This window comes from Methylobacterium nodulans ORS 2060, from assembly GCF_000022085.1.
GTDB lineage: Bacteria > Pseudomonadota > Alphaproteobacteria > Rhizobiales > Beijerinckiaceae > Methylobacterium > Methylobacterium nodulans.
Map to the genome: position 1 here is coordinate 2,865,057 of NC_011894.1, position 13,922 is coordinate 2,878,978.

Here is a 13,922-nt window from a genome sequence, read left to right on the forward strand (position 1 = left end):
CGCGGGAGGCCAAGCGTCAGGGCCCGGCCGTTCGGCAGGAGGCGAATCGGCTCATCGCCGGGCGAGGGCCGTGCCTGGACGAGCGGCATGGGCGAGCGCGTGGCGGCTCGGAGGAGGAGCAGTCGGGCCGGTTGAGCGTTCAGTCCACCCGCCGCATGATCAGCGACGCATTGGTGCCGCCGAAGCCGAAGGAGTTCGACAGCACCACATCGACCTTGCGGCGGCGCGCCTCGTGCGGGACGAGGTCGATGGTGGTCTCGACCGACGGGTTGTCGAGGTTGAGGGTCGGCGGGACGACCTGATCGCGGATCGCCAGCACCGAAAAAATCGCCTCGATGGCGCCCGCGGCACCCAGCAGGTGGCCGGTCGCGGATTTGGTCGAGGACATCGAGACGCCGCGGGCCTCGCCGATCAGCCGCTCGACGGCCTTGAGCTCCAGCTCGTCACCGAGCGGCGTCGAGGTGCCGTGGGCGTTGATGTAGTCGATGTCCGAGGCCCGGATGCCCGCCCGCTTCACCGCCGCCGTCATGCAGCGATAGGCGCCGTCGCCATCCGGCGAGGGCGAGGTGATGTGGTAGGCGTCGCCCGACAGGCCGTAGCCGATCACCTCGGCATAGATCCGTGCGCCCCGCGCCTTGGCATGCTCGTATTCTTCGAGCACCAGCACGCCCGCGCCCTCGCCCATCACGAAGCCGTCGCGGTCGCGGTCGTAGGGCCGCGAGGCCTTCTCGGGCCGGTCGTTGAAGCCAGTCGAGAGCGCCCGGCAGGCCGCGAAGCCGGCGAGCGAGAGCCGGTTGATCGGCGACTCGGCGCCGCCCGCGAGCATCACGTCGGCATCGCCGAGGGCGATCAGGCGGGCAGCATCGCCGACCGCGTGCGCGCCCGTCGAGCAGGCGGTCACGACCGCGTGGTTCGGGCCCTTCAGCCCGTGCGCGATCGAGACCTGCCCCGAGGCGAGGTTGATGATGCGGCCCGGGATGAAGAACGGGGAGATGCGCCGGGGCCCCTTCTCGAACAGCGTGACGGAGGCATCGTAGATGCCGCCGATGCCGCCGATGCCGGAGCCGATCAGCACGCCCGTCGCGCACTGGTCCTCGTAGGAGGTCGGATGCCAGCCCGCATCGTCGAGCGCCTGCGCGGAGGCCGCCATCGCGTAGACGATGAAGGGATCGACCTTCCGCTGCTCCTTCGGCTCCATGTAGGTGTCCGGATCGAAGGCGCCCTCGCCGGCATTGCCGAGCGGAATCGAGCAGGCGATCTGGCAGGGCAGGTCGGAGACGTCGAAGGCTTCGACGCGGGCAGCCCCGCTCTGCCCCTCGATGAGGCGGCGCCATGTGACGTCGACGCCGCTTCCCAGCGGCGACACTATCCCGAGGCCCGTGACGACGACCCGACGCATCGCGTTATCCCGACCCGATCCCATTCGCGTTCCGCTCAGACCCGTTCAGCCCGAGCCGTTCAGATGCTCAACGCTGGCCTTCAGCCGGAGTTCTTCTCCAGGAACTTGATCGCGTCGCCGACCGTCTGGATGGTCTCGGCCGCGTCATCCGGGATCTCGACGTTGAACTCCTCCTCGAACGCCATCACCAGCTCGACCGTGTCGAGGCTGTCGGCCCCGAGATCGTCGATGAAGTTCGCGTTCTCGGTCACCTTCTCGGCTTCGACGCCGAGGTGCTCGACAACGATCTTCTTCACCCGGTCCGCGATATCGCTCATCTGATGGTCCTCGGTTGTTCTCGTGGTGAGGGAGGCGCCGCTCTTCATCAGCCGGCGATCCCGGGAAGCTGGTGGCGGCCGGTTCCGCCGGCCGCTTGTGTCATGGGAGGCCGCACGCGGCCGGACCGCTCAATCCCCTTGCACGGCCGGCCGGGTGCTTAACACAGGGATTCCGCCGTGGCGAGGGCCGGTTCATGGCCTGTTCAGAGGCGCGGGAGGCGCAATCCCGCGCTGGCTCACAGCATCGCCATGCCGCCGTTGACGTGCAGGGTATGCCCGGTGACGTAAGCGGCCTCGTCGGAGGCGAGATAGACGGCTGCCGCCGCCACCTCGGCCCCCTCCCCGAGGCGCCCCATCGGCACGGTGGCCAGGATGCCCTCCCGCTGCTTCTCGTTGAGCGCATCAGTCATCGGGGAGGCGATGAAGCCCGGGGCGATGCAGTTCACCGTGATCTTGCGGCTCGCCACCTCGGCGGCGAGGGCCTTGGTGAGGCCGACGAGGCCGGCCTTGGCGGCGGCGTAGTTGCCCTGCCCGGCATTGCCGGTGGAGCCCACCACCGAGCCGATATTGACGATGCGGCCGTAGCGGCGGCGCATCATGCCCTTCACGGCCGCGCGCGACAGCCGGAAGGCCGCCGTGAGATTGACCGCGATGACGCTGTCCCACTCCTCGTCCTTCATGCGCAGGAAGAGGTTGTCGCGGGTGATGCCGGCGTTGTTGACCAGGATGTCGAGGCCGCCGAGGGCGGCCTCGGCCGCCGGCACCAGCCCCTCGACGGCGGCCGTATCGGCGAGATTGGCCTCGACGACGTGGACGCGCTCGCCCCCGAATTCGGCCGCGAGGGCATCGAGCGCGTCCCGGCGCGTCCCCGAGATCGCCACCTCGGCGCCCTGCGCGTGGAAGGCACGGGCGATGGCGCCCCCGAGGCCGCCAGTCGCGCCGGTGACGAGGGCCTTGCGGCCGGTGAGGTCGAACATGGAGTGATGTCCCCGCTTACAGGCTGAAGGCGGCGATGTCGGCCGGCGTGCCGATGGGGGTGGCGCTCGCACCCGGGGCGATGCGCTTGACGAGGCCGGAGAGCACCTTGCCGGTGCCGATCTCGTAGAAGGCGTCGACCCCTGCACCCGCCATCGCGGCGACGCATTCGCGCCAGCGCACGGTGCCGGTGACCTGCCGCACCAGAGCGTCGCGGATCGCGGCAGGCTCGCGGATCGGGCTCGCCAGGATGTTCGCCATCACGGGCACCTTCGCGGCGACGAGCGTCACCTGGTCGAGGGCGGCCCGCATGGTCTCGGCGGCCGGGCTCATCAGCGCGCAGTGGAAGGGCGCCGAGACGTTGAGCATGACGGCGCGCTTGGCGCCCCGCGTCTGGGCGAGCGCGACGGCTCGCTCAACCGCGCTGCGATGGCCGGACACCACCACCTGTCCGGCGCCGTTGTCATTGGCGACGTCGCAGACCTCGCCCTGCTCGGCCTCGCCGGCGATCTCCTCGGCGGCCTCGACCTCGAGGCCGAGGAGCGCCGCCATGGCGCCCGTTCCGACCGGGACCGCCCGCTGCATCGCCTCGCCCCGCAGGCGCAGGAGCCGCGCCGTGTCGGCCAGGTTGAGCGCCCCGGCCGCCGCGAGCGCGCTGTACTCGCCGAGCGAATGGCCCGCCACGAAGGCGACGTCGCGGGCAAGCTCGAGGCCGCGCTCGGCTTCGAGCACCCGCAGCACCGCGAGGCTCGCCGCCATCAGCGCCGGCTGGGCGTTTGCCGTCAGGGTGAGTTCGTCGGCCGGCCCCTCGAACATCAGCCGCGAGAGATTCTGGCTGAGCGCCTCGTCGACCTCGGCGAAGACCTCCCGGGCCGCCGCATGGTTCTGGCTGAGGCCGGCGCCCATGCCGACCGCTTGGCTGCCCTGGCCCGGAAAGATGAAGGCGCGCGACACGGCTGAAGCTTCCTGCCCCTGACATCGTTCGATTGGGGCGCGCCACTCGCACCGCTGGGGCTGCCAGTCAAGCGTGACCGGGACGATTCGCGTCGCCGGGGCTGCCGTGCCGTGGCGATGGCGAAGGGCCGGCCGCTCATCCGGTCCGCCGCCGGCCCATCGCCGCGCCTCAGTGCGACATCAGCACCGGAACCGTCATCGACTCCAGGATGGTGCGGCTCGTCCCGCCCAGGATCGCCTCCCGCAACGGGGAATGACCATAGGCCCCCATCACCAGCAGGTCCGCGCCCGTATCCGCCGCATGCGACAGCAGCGCCTCGGCAACCGGGATCTGAGCGGAGAAGGCGCTGATCTTGGCCTCGATCCCGTGCCGGGCAAGATGGCGGACGAGCCGCTGCTGCAGCGCATCGGGCGGCTGCTCGCCGGCGACCGTGACCACCTGGACCCGGCCGATGCGGGACAAGAGAGGAATGGCATCGGCCAGGGCGCGCGCCGCCGTGGGGCTCGCGTCCCAGGCCACCACGGCTGATTGCAGGTTCGCCGGAGCCGTATGGATATAGGGCACGACCAGGGTCGGGCGGCCCGACCGGAGGAGGAGCGTCTCCAGATGAGCGTCGGCGGGCTTCGGCCGCTGCCCCTCGGGCTGTTCGATCACCACGAGATCCGTGGCCCCCGCCAGCCGCGACAGGGTTCTGTCCGCTTCGGCGGGCTGCTCGCAGACCGTCGTCGTCTCGCAGGGGAGCCCGCCCGCCAGCGCCGCCCGCGCCACCGCTTCGGCGGCGTCCGCCGCCTGCCCGCGAGCATCCTGCTGCGCGGACGTGACCATGTCGTAGGGGATCTCGGCCCAGGCGAAAGTCTGGAACGGCACGGTCGGCAGAACGCCCGCGGCGCAGATCGATGCGCCGAGCTCCCTGGCGAGCGAGAGCGCGTAGGGCGCCGCGCGCAGGCCCACCCCATCCACGACCACCATCAGATCCTTGATCATGGAAAAGACCTCCGGTCGCTGTCCTCGAGACTTGTCGCCCAACCCGGACCCGAGCGCATTGATTCAGCGCAATCAGCCGCTTGCATTCGTCAGGAACGAGGTCCGGGTCCTGCGATCTTGCGCCCGCCGCGCAACCCGGATGGCGCGCGGGAGCGGGTGCAGGGAATCGACCAGCAGGACGACATCCGCGGCCTCTGGGCGCTCAAGCGCCACGCCGAGATTCGCTGCCAGGGCCGGTGCTATCAACTCACCACCGGCCGAGCCGACCCTGGCGGATGAAACCGCAGCTGACTGAGCGCTTCCTTCTGGGGCAGCCGCTCCGCTCCTCAGTTTCTGTTCAGGCGGCGAGGAGGCCGACATGCAGGGCGGCCAGGAGCCCGATCCCGAGCGCGATGCGGTAGAGCACGAACGGCCAAGCCGAGAACCGCTCCAGCACGCGCATCAGCAACCAGATCGCCGCGAAGGCCGAGAGGCTGGCGACCACGAGCCCGACACCGAGCACGCTCCAGCCCTGCGCACTGAGCCCGGCCTTGTGCAGGATCCAGATCTCCCGCAGCCCCGCGAGCAGGATCGCCGGCAATCCGAGCAGGAAGGAGATACGGGCGGCATCCGCGCGCTTGAAGCCGAGCATCAGCGCGCCCGTCAGGGTCGAGCCGGAGCGCGAGACTCCCGGGACCAGGGCGCCCACCTGTGCGATCCCGACGGCAAGCATGTCGCGCAGCCGCGCCTCCCGCGCCGGACGCCGGTGGCGCGCGGCGGCCTCCGCGAAGGCGAGCAGCAGCCCCATGACCACGCACGCCCAGGCGATCACCGGCAGGGTCCGAAGCGGCGAGCCGCAGGCATTCAGCACCGGCGAGAGCAGCACGCCCGCCACCACGATCGGGACGGTCGCCAGCACGATGCCAACCGCAAAGCGGACGTCCACGCTGCCGAAATCCCGCCGCGCCACCGCGCCGAGCGATCCGACGACGATCTCGCGCAGGTCGCGCCAGTAATAGCTGACGACGGCAGCAAGCGCCGCGAGCTGCATCGCGGCCGAGAAGGCGGAGCCCGGATCCGGCCAGCCCAGCAGTCCGGGCACCACCCGCATATGCGCGGTCGACGAGATCGGCAAAAGCTCGGTCAGTCCCTGCACGACGCCGAGCACCGCCACCTTGGCGTAGCCCAGGGTGACGAAACCGGTATCGACGCCTTGGACGCAGGCCTCGTTGGTGATGCTCGGCACGCGGGCTCACTCCTGATTCGATCGTCGGCGGCCGAAGCCGCTCCGGCTGCCTTGGAGGCGAGCACCATGGCATCGTGAAGGCCGCGCAGGCCCGGCCGCCACCGCTTTGCGCCGCAGGCCACGAAGCCCCAAGACCTCCCCGCGCAGGATGGCCGCCCGGTCCCCGGGCGACGTCGTCCGGCGAGGGAGGAGCGAATGCGCCGCATCGGCATCCCGGCCGCCGGGGTGCGCCGACAAGCCGCAGCCTCCCGGCACCGGCGCCGGTCCTTGCTCGACCAGCCGGGCCGCGATCCGGCCGCGGCGGGGTGATGCAGACCGGCACCGCCGACGGCCGGACCCGTTGCGCCCTGCGGCCGCCCTCTCCCTCGCGAGATCCCGGATGCACCGTCACCTCGTCCACACCCGCGCCCTAGACTTCTGGCTCGCGCGCGGCGCGATCGCGGTCGTCGCCGCCCTTCAGCTCCTCGTCGTCAACGACCTGAGCGTCGGCCCCCGCTGGCTCGCGCCCGGCCTCGAACTCGCCCTGCTGGTTCCGCTCTCGGCCGCGACGGCCTGGAACCAGCACCGGGCGCGGCGGGCGACGACGGATCAGCACTGGCAGCTCATCGGCCATCACCGCCGGCTCATCCGCCGCGCGGCCCTGGTGCTGACGGTCCTCGTCACCGCCATGAACACGGTGGCGCTCGGGGGGCTGGTGCGCGCGCTCCTGGCCGGCAAGGCCGGCAGCGCGCCCACGCTCCTCCTCGACGCGCTGAACATCTGGGCGACGAACGTCATCGTCTTCGCCCTGTGGTTCTGGTCGACGGATCGCGGCGGCCCCGCGCTGCGCAGTTTCCGCACGGAACGGGGCGCCGATTTCCTGTTCCCGCAGATGACCCTGGAGGCCAGGACCGGCGAGACGCCGTTCGTGCCGGGCTTCGTCGACTACCTGTTCGTGTCCTTCACCAATGCGACGGCCTTCTCGCCCACCGACACGCTGCCCCTCACCGCGCGGGCCAAGCTCCTGATGATGGCGGAGGCGTCGATCTCGCTGCTGACCGTGGCCCTGGTCGCCGCCCGCGCGGTCAACATCCTGTCCTGACCGGGCCCAAGTCAGGAGCCCAAGTCAGGATGGGTTCTCCAGGCTCAGGACGCCCCCGTCCTCGTCATAGGCGAAGACCTCGGCGTAGCGCGCCCAGGAGATCAGCGCCCGCATGGTCTGCTCGGCGTAATCCTCCGACATGGCGTCCTCAAGCTCATCGCGAAAACGGCTCGCGGGCGGCCGGTGGCTGGTCCGCTCGTCGAGCACGCGCCGGACATGGGCGGCGAGCGGCACATGAGCGAGGAGATGCTGGGCGAAGAGGCGCTTGCGCTCGTCCACCTCCCCTTCGGCGAAGCGGTGGCCACCCGCGGTCAGGCGGATGTCACCGCCCTCCGGCTCGGCGAAGCGCAGGAGCTGCAGCGTCTCGGCGATCGGGAACAGCTCGTCCACCTCGAGCTGGAGTTCGCTCGCCAGGGCCGACAGGTCGGCCTGCCCGTCTTGCGGGCGTAGATGTCGTCGACGAGCGCCCGGAAGGCGGGGTCGAGGCGGTTGCGCGGCTGCGGCAGCATCACTTGATCTCGGCCACGATCCGCCCCGGATTGGACGAGAACACCAGGATGCGGTCGGACATCAGCACCGCCTCCTCGATGTTGTGCGTGACGATGAGGATCGCCCGGATCGGCATGCGCCCTTCGGTCCAGAGATCGAGGAGGTCGGTGCGCAGGGTCTCGGCGGTCAGCACGTCGAGGGCCGAGACGGGCTCGTCCATCAGCAGCTGCACCGGCACGGATTGCAGGATGTCGAGGGCCGGCACGATGACGAGCTCGGCCTTCCGGCTCTTCGCGGCCAGCGGCGCCACCACGAAGGTGAAGACGAGCGAGGCCGCCATGGCGGCAAACAGGCGCTGCGTGGTGCGCAGGCTCGCCAGCCGGCGCACAGCCGCGTCGCGCATGAGGAGAAAGGGGGTGCTGTTCATGCCTCACCTCCCGACGGCGCTTCGCACCCCGAGGAAATGAGCCCGCCCCGATCAGCGGAGGATCAGGAAAAGGTGCTCCATCCGGGCACGAACGGCGCCATGCATCGACCGTGACTGTCGCTGGGCATGCAGGACCGGATTCCGGAAGATCCGCCGCCGGCCGTTGGTTGCCGGGGCGACGTGACATCCCGATGGCCCGGCAGCACCCGCGGGCTGCGGAGAGATGGAGTCCTTCGCGGCGGAAAGCGCCGCCATGCGGCAGCCGGCCGCGCAAAGCGCGCCGCATCCACCGGCATGAACGGTCATGCGCACCGTCGGGAGACGAGGCACGCTGTCCCGTGAGACGGGCCAGCGAGGGCGGCGCCCGCGCGCCGATCCCGGATGCGTTCGAGACAGAAAAAAGGCCGCCCTTGCGGAACGGCCCGAAGTCTAGGGAGGAAACGCCCAAAGAGGGCAGCGCGATCGCGACGCCATCGCGACCGCGCATCCCCTAAATGCCATGGTGCAGCGCACAAGGCAACTGGCCGAATGGGTGGTGCGGCCGAGTGCTGCAACGAGGGAACTTTGGGCAACCGCGATTGAGCAGGACTCCGGCACGGAGACCCCCTGCGTCAGCCGAGGATAGCGAGCAGGACGGCGGTCCTAACGGCGAGATGGCGGGCCGTGCGGCTCACCTCCGCATCATACGCCACCATGTGGGCCCAGGGATGCTCCTGGACGGCGGCCGCAATGTCGATCGTCACGCCCTCCGCGATGCGGTGCGGTCCGGGCGTCGGATCCGAGAGGAAGGCCGCGATGGCGGCATCCACCTGAGCGCGGGTGACGAGATCGGCATTGCAGAGGTCGGCAACAGTCGAGGGATTCGGCATCCGGCCCACATAGCGCCTGCGCACCGCCGAGCTATGCGCGGGCGCACCCCCTCCCTTGCGTCAACCGCACGATCAGCTGCGGCGGACCGCCCGCCCCCGGATCGGGCCCGCGGCGCCGGCCCGCCTAGTCGGCGAGCACGGCAACGACAGAGAAGATTCCGGCAAGCAGCAGGTTGCCTGCCGTGAGGAGCGCGAGGGTCAGCATCAGAGGAGTCCAAGGTTGCGGAAGCTGTGCCGTATAACACGAGCGACACGGATTCGGTTGCAGATCGCCGCCACGATCCTCGATCACGGCTGGAGCGGTCTGCGCGCGGGCGCACGGGTGAAACGTAGCTCGGCTGCCCCGGAACGGAGCATCACCGAGGCGGGCGAACCTCAGGGGGAGGTGATCGGAGCGCGCGGGTCGTCGCCGTGAACCGGAAAGGCACAGGGTCGCGAAAATCGGCCCGCCCCCGGGGCGAGCCGCCGCGATCGGCAACCCAAGCCATTCCGGCTCTCAGGTCTTGCCGCCACGCGCTCTCATGATCGCGGGCGTCAGCCTCGTGGCCGCTTCGCGACGCGCAGGTTCGCGCCCTGACCGGGACGGGTCGGGCGCGCTGAACCGGCCGGCGATGCCGCAGTTCGTGGAGCGCGCGCCGGCTGCCGGCGGCACCCGAGGGCGGTCTGCTGCGTTGAGGCTGACCCCAGCCGCGCCGACCGTCGGTTGCGGCGCGGACCGCGCAGGGCGGAGCCTCGAGAGGAGCCGCCGATCGCGACACGACCTCAGGCTGATGGTCGGCCTGAACAAGTCCCCCGGGAGGCACCGATGACAGAGACCCGCAAGCCACTGAACCCGCTGGAGCGGGAGGAGAATATCGGCATCAAGGACGGCAGCAGCCACGCAGGAGAGCCCGTCACCAGAAGCCGTCATGGCACCGGCACCGATCCGGCGCATGACGGCCGCGCGGCACGCGGCGACCTCAAGGGATCCGACCCGGCCAAGGCCGACGCATTCAAGGCTGCGGCGACGCAGCGGAAGCCGGGATAGCGCATGGTCAGGCAGGGCGGTGCGGCGGCGCCCCGCCGCTCGCCTCACGCGGCGCACCAGAAGCCTCGAGCGACCGAGCGGTCGTATCCCGATCGTGAATCATCGTCGCCACAGCCTTTGCCGGCATTACCGCGGCAGCCGCGCTGACGGCTTCTCACGGAGATGGTCTGGCGCTGGCCGCGGCCCCTTTCGGCGGCAGCGTCGGCGCCGCCATCGGCATACGCATCGGTACCACCGCAACTGCGTGGCCTGACCTCAATGAGCCCTTGCTCTCCGCCCGGCGATCCGGCCTGCCGCCGGCCGGCGGTCGGCATCCCGGCCCTTTGGGCGACCGTGTCGCGGACGTCGGAGGCCCGCCGGCATGCGACGGCACAGTTGTATTATCATTAGTGAAAGCAAGAGCGCGGCGGTTCCGGTATGCGGCGCCCATGACCGCTCAACTCAGATCACAGCCGGCCCGCATCGCTCTCGAAACCGGATTCGAAGACGGTATGCTGGTGTTCCTGAACGACACTCTTCTGGCAGTCATCACTCAGCTTCGCAACTCGGTGAGCGATGAATTCGCGGGCCGCTGGTTCATCGAAGCAGGATTCGGCCCCTGCTCGCACCTGCCAGCCCAGGTGTTCGACAGCGCCGAGGATGCAATGCGCTGGGTGAGGGGCTGCATCGAAGAGAATGCCTCTTGCCCAGGACGCTCGGCCGCGGCCTGACGGCGAGGCCGGGTCGGCGAGAAGCCGCCGGGGGCTGCTGGCCCGCCATACGGGAGAATTCCGATCCGCCCGCGCGAGGATGAGGCCTCAGGCGGAGACCAAGCCGTGCTCGATACGGCGTCACTCAGCCGGGGTCGGATGAGTCCTCACGCGGGTCCACCTGCTGGTCCGGGGAGGCGGCGCTCACGCCCGTCGTGGACCGATGGACAAGTATCCCGTCAAGATCGCGCAGGAACCTTCTCTTTATCCGCAGCTCGGTTTTGTGCCTCACAACCAGCTTCCTCAATAGAGTCGCGCCTCGACCTGAACGGCACACCATTCCGCAGGTTTCAGCTTCGCCATGAATTTAACAGCTTGACAAGCCAGACTAAGAACAGGGTGATTCTCAACGCGAGCATGTTCTCAAGCTGGAACCGCTGTTGCCGAAGGCGGGTTTCTCGTCCGGCGAAACAGCAAGGGAGCCCATCATCACACCCGAATTCAGTCAGAGACGCCCAGTTCGGGTCCTGATCCCCGGCTGGGCGTGCTTCTGTTGGTCATGAACAGAACTGCTGCGGCTGCGGGCAAGACAGACCAGCTTCGCACGGACCGCCTGCACCAAGCGCCGTCCGCGCCCCCCAAAGCAAGACCGGCACGAGGATGACAGCCGACAGCCCGGCTCGGATCCAGCACGCGCCGCCCATTCCAGATAAAAACTACAACAAGTCAGTTTACACATCAATTGGTTACATAGTGAATACAGACGGAAGCAATCCCAGCTCACGATTTCCGCCGACAAACCAGGACTTGACGACGCCAATCAACATACGCAATGCCTTGGACGCGCTGACGACGCAGGCTTACACCAATGCGAAAGCGGCCGGGATTTCCGTTTACACCATCGGGTTCAGCACTCCATCGGACTCGATCGACGACAAGGGCTTGAGCCTTCTGAGCAACTGCGCGTCGTCGTCGAGCCAAGCCTTCGTCGCGAATGACGCGAACACTTTGATTTCCGCCTTCAATCAGATCGCCAAGAGCGTCGGAAGCCTGCGGCTGACGCGATGATGCCGCGTCGGAGGAGATGACATCGGCCTCTGACGGCGGAGAGGCGGGATCCGGGCCGCCCGAACCGCCGGTCGGGTCTCGCCTCTCCTGGCATGGGCCCGCTTCAGGTGGCGGAGACGGCGATGCCGGTAAGCAGGATCACGAGAAAGCTCGAATAGGCGAGCATGCGGATCATGATCGGCCTCCTCGTCCGGAGCGTGCCATCCTGTCACAGATCCCCTGGTGCGAGAACAGAATGGTAGCGCCACCAGGAGCTTGACCTTTCAGGCCGTGACGCCGACCAGGCGTGATGGCCCGTTGCGGAGCCCGGCGGAATCCAGGGCGCACTCGTGGACGCGGTGAGGCCGTCGCCTTCGACGACGGGACGCATCCGCCGGTGATCGTCATCGGGCACCGATCGCCGGACGCTGCGCGGTCTGGTGATCACGCCGAATTCCGGACGAGCCGTTCGCCGGAAGCCGCTTCGGGCTCGTTGAGAGTCTTCAAGGCCGAGGCCAGTTCTGCGGCGGTTTCGCGCGGCAGCCCCGTCTGCACGCGGCCGTTCACGCGGACCGGCTCACCCGTGTGCAGCTGGTAGACGCCCCAACCCTCTCGGTCCTTGCGAACGGTATAGCCACGATGCGGCATCGGGGGTTCTCCGAGTCCTGACGCGATGGCCTGATGCGGAGGAACGCATGGAACTCGCAAGGGCTCCCGCAGACCATGGGGCCGTCTCTCCGGGACGCCGCCGGCCCTTGGACAGCCCGCCGGGGCTCTCCCGCACGGCAGCCGCATCCCGTGTTACATGGCCCCGCCGCCGCGGCGGTCAGGCGAGGCGTCATGCTTCGGCCTCGCCGCGTCCCACGCCGCTCCTCCGGCATGACCGCTCGGAAGTCCAACCCTGGTAAGCTCGATGCCGGCCTCGCCCTCCCCGTCAGACCTGCTCCGCGCGCTTGGCCGCGGCGACCTCGCCGGCACGCGGGAGCTGCGTCTGCCAGGTATCGTATCCGAGTTCCCTCGCGAGATCTTCGGTCTGGCCGACACGCTGGAACTGCTCGACCTCAGCGGCGGCTCTCTCTCGGCGCTGCCGCACGACCTGGGACGCCTGCGCAAGCTGCGCGTGCTGTTCTGCTCGGGCACGCGATTCGAGCGTCTTCCGCCTTCGCTCGGGGATTGTCCCGCGCTCGGCCAGATCGGCTTTCGCAGTACGGGTCTGCGCGACGTGCCCGCCGAGTCGCTGCCGCCGTTCCTGCGGTGGCTCACGCTCACCGACAACCGCATCGAACGCCTGCCCGGGGCCCTGGGCAATCGTCCGCTTCTTCAGAAGCTGATGCTGGCGGGCAATCGCCTGCGGGATCTGCCGAACACGCTCGCGGCGGCCCCCAATCTCGAATTGCTGCGGCTCTCCGCCAACGGCTTCGAGGCGCTGCCAGCCTGGCTCGTCGAGCTGCCGCGCCTCGCTTGGCTGTCGTGGTCGGGGAATCCCTGCGAGCCGGAGCTGGGGCGGGCCGAAGGCGCCGCCGTGGCCTGGTCCCATTTGGAATGCGGCGAGCGTCTCGGCGAGGGGGCGTCCGGGTGGGTTCACCGCGGGATCTGGCGTCCGGATGGAGAGGGAACGGGACGACCGGTCGCGCTCAAGCTCTTCAAGGGCGCGATGACGAGCGACGGCCTGCCCGAACGCGAGATGGCGGCCTGCCTGGCCGCCGGCCCGCACCCGCATCTCGCGGGCGCTCTGGGGCGCGTGACCGCTCATCCCGATCGGAAGCAGGGCTTGGTGATGCCCCTCCTCCCGGCGGACTGGCGCGTCCTGGCCGGCCCGCCGAGCCTGGAGAGCTGCAGCCGCGACGTCTACGACCCGGGATCGGGGCTTTCCGCGGCGAGGGCGCTGCGGCTCGCCCGCGGCATCGCGGCCGCCGCCGCGCATCTGCACGCGACGGGCCTTCTTCACGGCGATCTTTATGGTCACAACGTGCTGTGGGACGGACAGGCCGGTGCGGCGGTCCTCAGCGATTTCGGTGCGGCCTCCGCCTTGCCGGGTGGATCGCTCGGGGCCGCGCTCCAGCGGATCGAGGTCCGGGCCTTCGGAATCCTTCTCGGCGAGCTGCTTGCCTTGATTCCGGACGGCGATCCTGCGCTTTGCGACCTTGAGCGGGCCTGCACCGCAGCCGATCCGAGCCGCCGCCCTCTGATGGCCGAGGTCGTGCATGCCCTGAACGGGTTCGGGTGAGAGGCCGAGCCGTCCGGTCAGGACTGCGCCGCCGCTCCGCAACGCTCGCATGATGCAGGCATCCGGCAGGGACGCCGAAGGCAGCTTGGCGCAGCGCTGGCGACATCGGCCGAGCAGCCCGGATGTCAAGCAACGCTGCTCCGGCGCGCTTCCGGACTCGATCGAGACTGGCCGATTGGCCCATTTGACAAGCGGGACAGTTTGGCCAATA

13 protein-coding genes and 1 pseudogene are annotated in these 13,922 nt (G+C 69.5%); 5 read left to right on the forward strand and 9 right to left on the reverse strand.

What is annotated here, in order from left to right; genetic code table 11:
* Window positions 1–139 precede the first annotated feature (139 nt).
* The 6 genes from fabF to MNOD_RS13280 all read right to left on the reverse strand — a co-directional run bounded on the left by fabF (window position 140) and on the right by MNOD_RS13280 (window position 5,855).
* Complete coding sequence (fabF, locus tag MNOD_RS13255) at window positions 140–1,399, reverse strand: beta-ketoacyl-ACP synthase II (RefSeq protein WP_015929412.1); 1,260 nt, start codon at window positions 1,397–1,399, stop codon at window positions 140–142.
* An 80-nt stretch (window positions 1,400–1,479) separates the two neighbouring features.
* Window positions 1,480–1,716: an acyl carrier protein gene (locus MNOD_RS13260; RefSeq protein ID WP_012333004.1), complete on the reverse strand. Its 237-nt coding sequence runs from the start codon at window positions 1,714–1,716 to the stop codon at window positions 1,480–1,482.
* Window positions 1,717–1,952: 236 nt separating this feature from the next.
* Entirely contained in the window at window positions 1,953–2,693 is a 741-nt protein-coding gene (gene fabG / locus MNOD_RS13265; protein ID WP_015929413.1) for a 3-oxoacyl-[acyl-carrier-protein] reductase, read from the reverse strand.
* A gap of 16 nt (window positions 2,694–2,709) precedes the next feature.
* Entirely contained in the window at window positions 2,710–3,645 is a 936-nt protein-coding gene (gene fabD / locus MNOD_RS13270) for an ACP S-malonyltransferase (protein WP_015929414.1), read from the reverse strand.
* 169 nt (window positions 3,646–3,814) lie between these two features.
* The gene (locus tag MNOD_RS13275) at window positions 3,815–4,630 is read right to left on the reverse strand and encodes a universal stress protein (protein WP_015929415.1); all 816 of its coding nucleotides are present in this window, start codon (window positions 4,628–4,630) and stop codon (window positions 3,815–3,817) included.
* A gap of 337 nt (window positions 4,631–4,967) precedes the next feature.
* Window positions 4,968–5,855 carry an undecaprenyl-diphosphate phosphatase gene (locus MNOD_RS13280; RefSeq protein WP_015929416.1) on the reverse strand — a complete coding sequence of 296 codons (888 nt, stop codon included), beginning with the start codon at window positions 5,853–5,855 and terminating at the stop codon, window positions 4,968–4,970.
* Window positions 5,856–6,234: 379 nt separating this feature from the next.
* Between MNOD_RS13280 and MNOD_RS13285 the strand changes: the two genes are divergently transcribed.
* The gene (locus MNOD_RS13285; RefSeq protein WP_015929418.1) at window positions 6,235–6,936 is read left to right on the forward strand and encodes a hypothetical protein; all 702 of its coding nucleotides are present in this window, start codon (window positions 6,235–6,237) and stop codon (window positions 6,934–6,936) included.
* A gap of 24 nt (window positions 6,937–6,960) precedes the next feature.
* Here MNOD_RS13285 and MNOD_RS43170 read toward each other — a convergent pair.
* Window positions 6,961–7,660: pseudogene (locus MNOD_RS43170) on the reverse strand (AAA-associated domain-containing protein); the annotation flags it as partial.
* Window positions 7,661–8,463: 803 nt separating this feature from the next.
* On the reverse strand, window positions 8,464–8,721 hold the full coding sequence (locus tag MNOD_RS13295; protein ID WP_015929419.1) for a hypothetical protein: 258 nt from the start codon (window positions 8,719–8,721) through the stop codon (window positions 8,464–8,466).
* 805 nt (window positions 8,722–9,526) lie between these two features.
* Between MNOD_RS13295 and MNOD_RS13300 the strand changes: the two genes are divergently transcribed.
* The 3 genes from MNOD_RS13300 to MNOD_RS46470 all read left to right on the forward strand — a co-directional run bounded on the left by MNOD_RS13300 (window position 9,527) and on the right by MNOD_RS46470 (window position 11,505).
* Entirely contained in the window at window positions 9,527–9,748 is a 222-nt protein-coding gene (locus MNOD_RS13300) for a hypothetical protein (protein WP_015929420.1), read from the forward strand.
* Between the two features lie 428 nt (window positions 9,749–10,176).
* Window positions 10,177–10,458, forward strand: a complete 282-nt coding sequence (locus MNOD_RS13305; protein WP_063748563.1) for a hypothetical protein — start codon at window positions 10,177–10,179, stop codon at window positions 10,456–10,458.
* Window positions 10,459–11,097: 639 nt separating this feature from the next.
* Window positions 11,098–11,505, forward strand: coding sequence for a hypothetical protein (locus MNOD_RS46470; protein WP_015929422.1), 408 nt, complete (start codon window positions 11,098–11,100; stop codon window positions 11,503–11,505).
* 423 nt (window positions 11,506–11,928) lie between these two features.
* On the opposite strand, the gene MNOD_RS13310 is transcribed toward MNOD_RS46470, so the two are convergent.
* Window positions 11,929–12,132 carry a hypothetical protein gene (locus tag MNOD_RS13310; protein ID WP_015929423.1) on the reverse strand — a complete coding sequence of 68 codons (204 nt, stop codon included), beginning with the start codon at window positions 12,130–12,132 and terminating at the stop codon, window positions 11,929–11,931.
* 265 nt (window positions 12,133–12,397) lie between these two features.
* Here MNOD_RS13310 and MNOD_RS13315 point away from each other — a divergent pair, with 265 nt between their 5' ends.
* The gene (locus tag MNOD_RS13315) at window positions 12,398–13,711 is read left to right on the forward strand and encodes a leucine-rich repeat-containing protein kinase family protein (protein ID WP_015929424.1); all 1,314 of its coding nucleotides are present in this window, start codon (window positions 12,398–12,400) and stop codon (window positions 13,709–13,711) included.
* Window positions 13,712–13,922 lie beyond the last annotated feature (211 nt).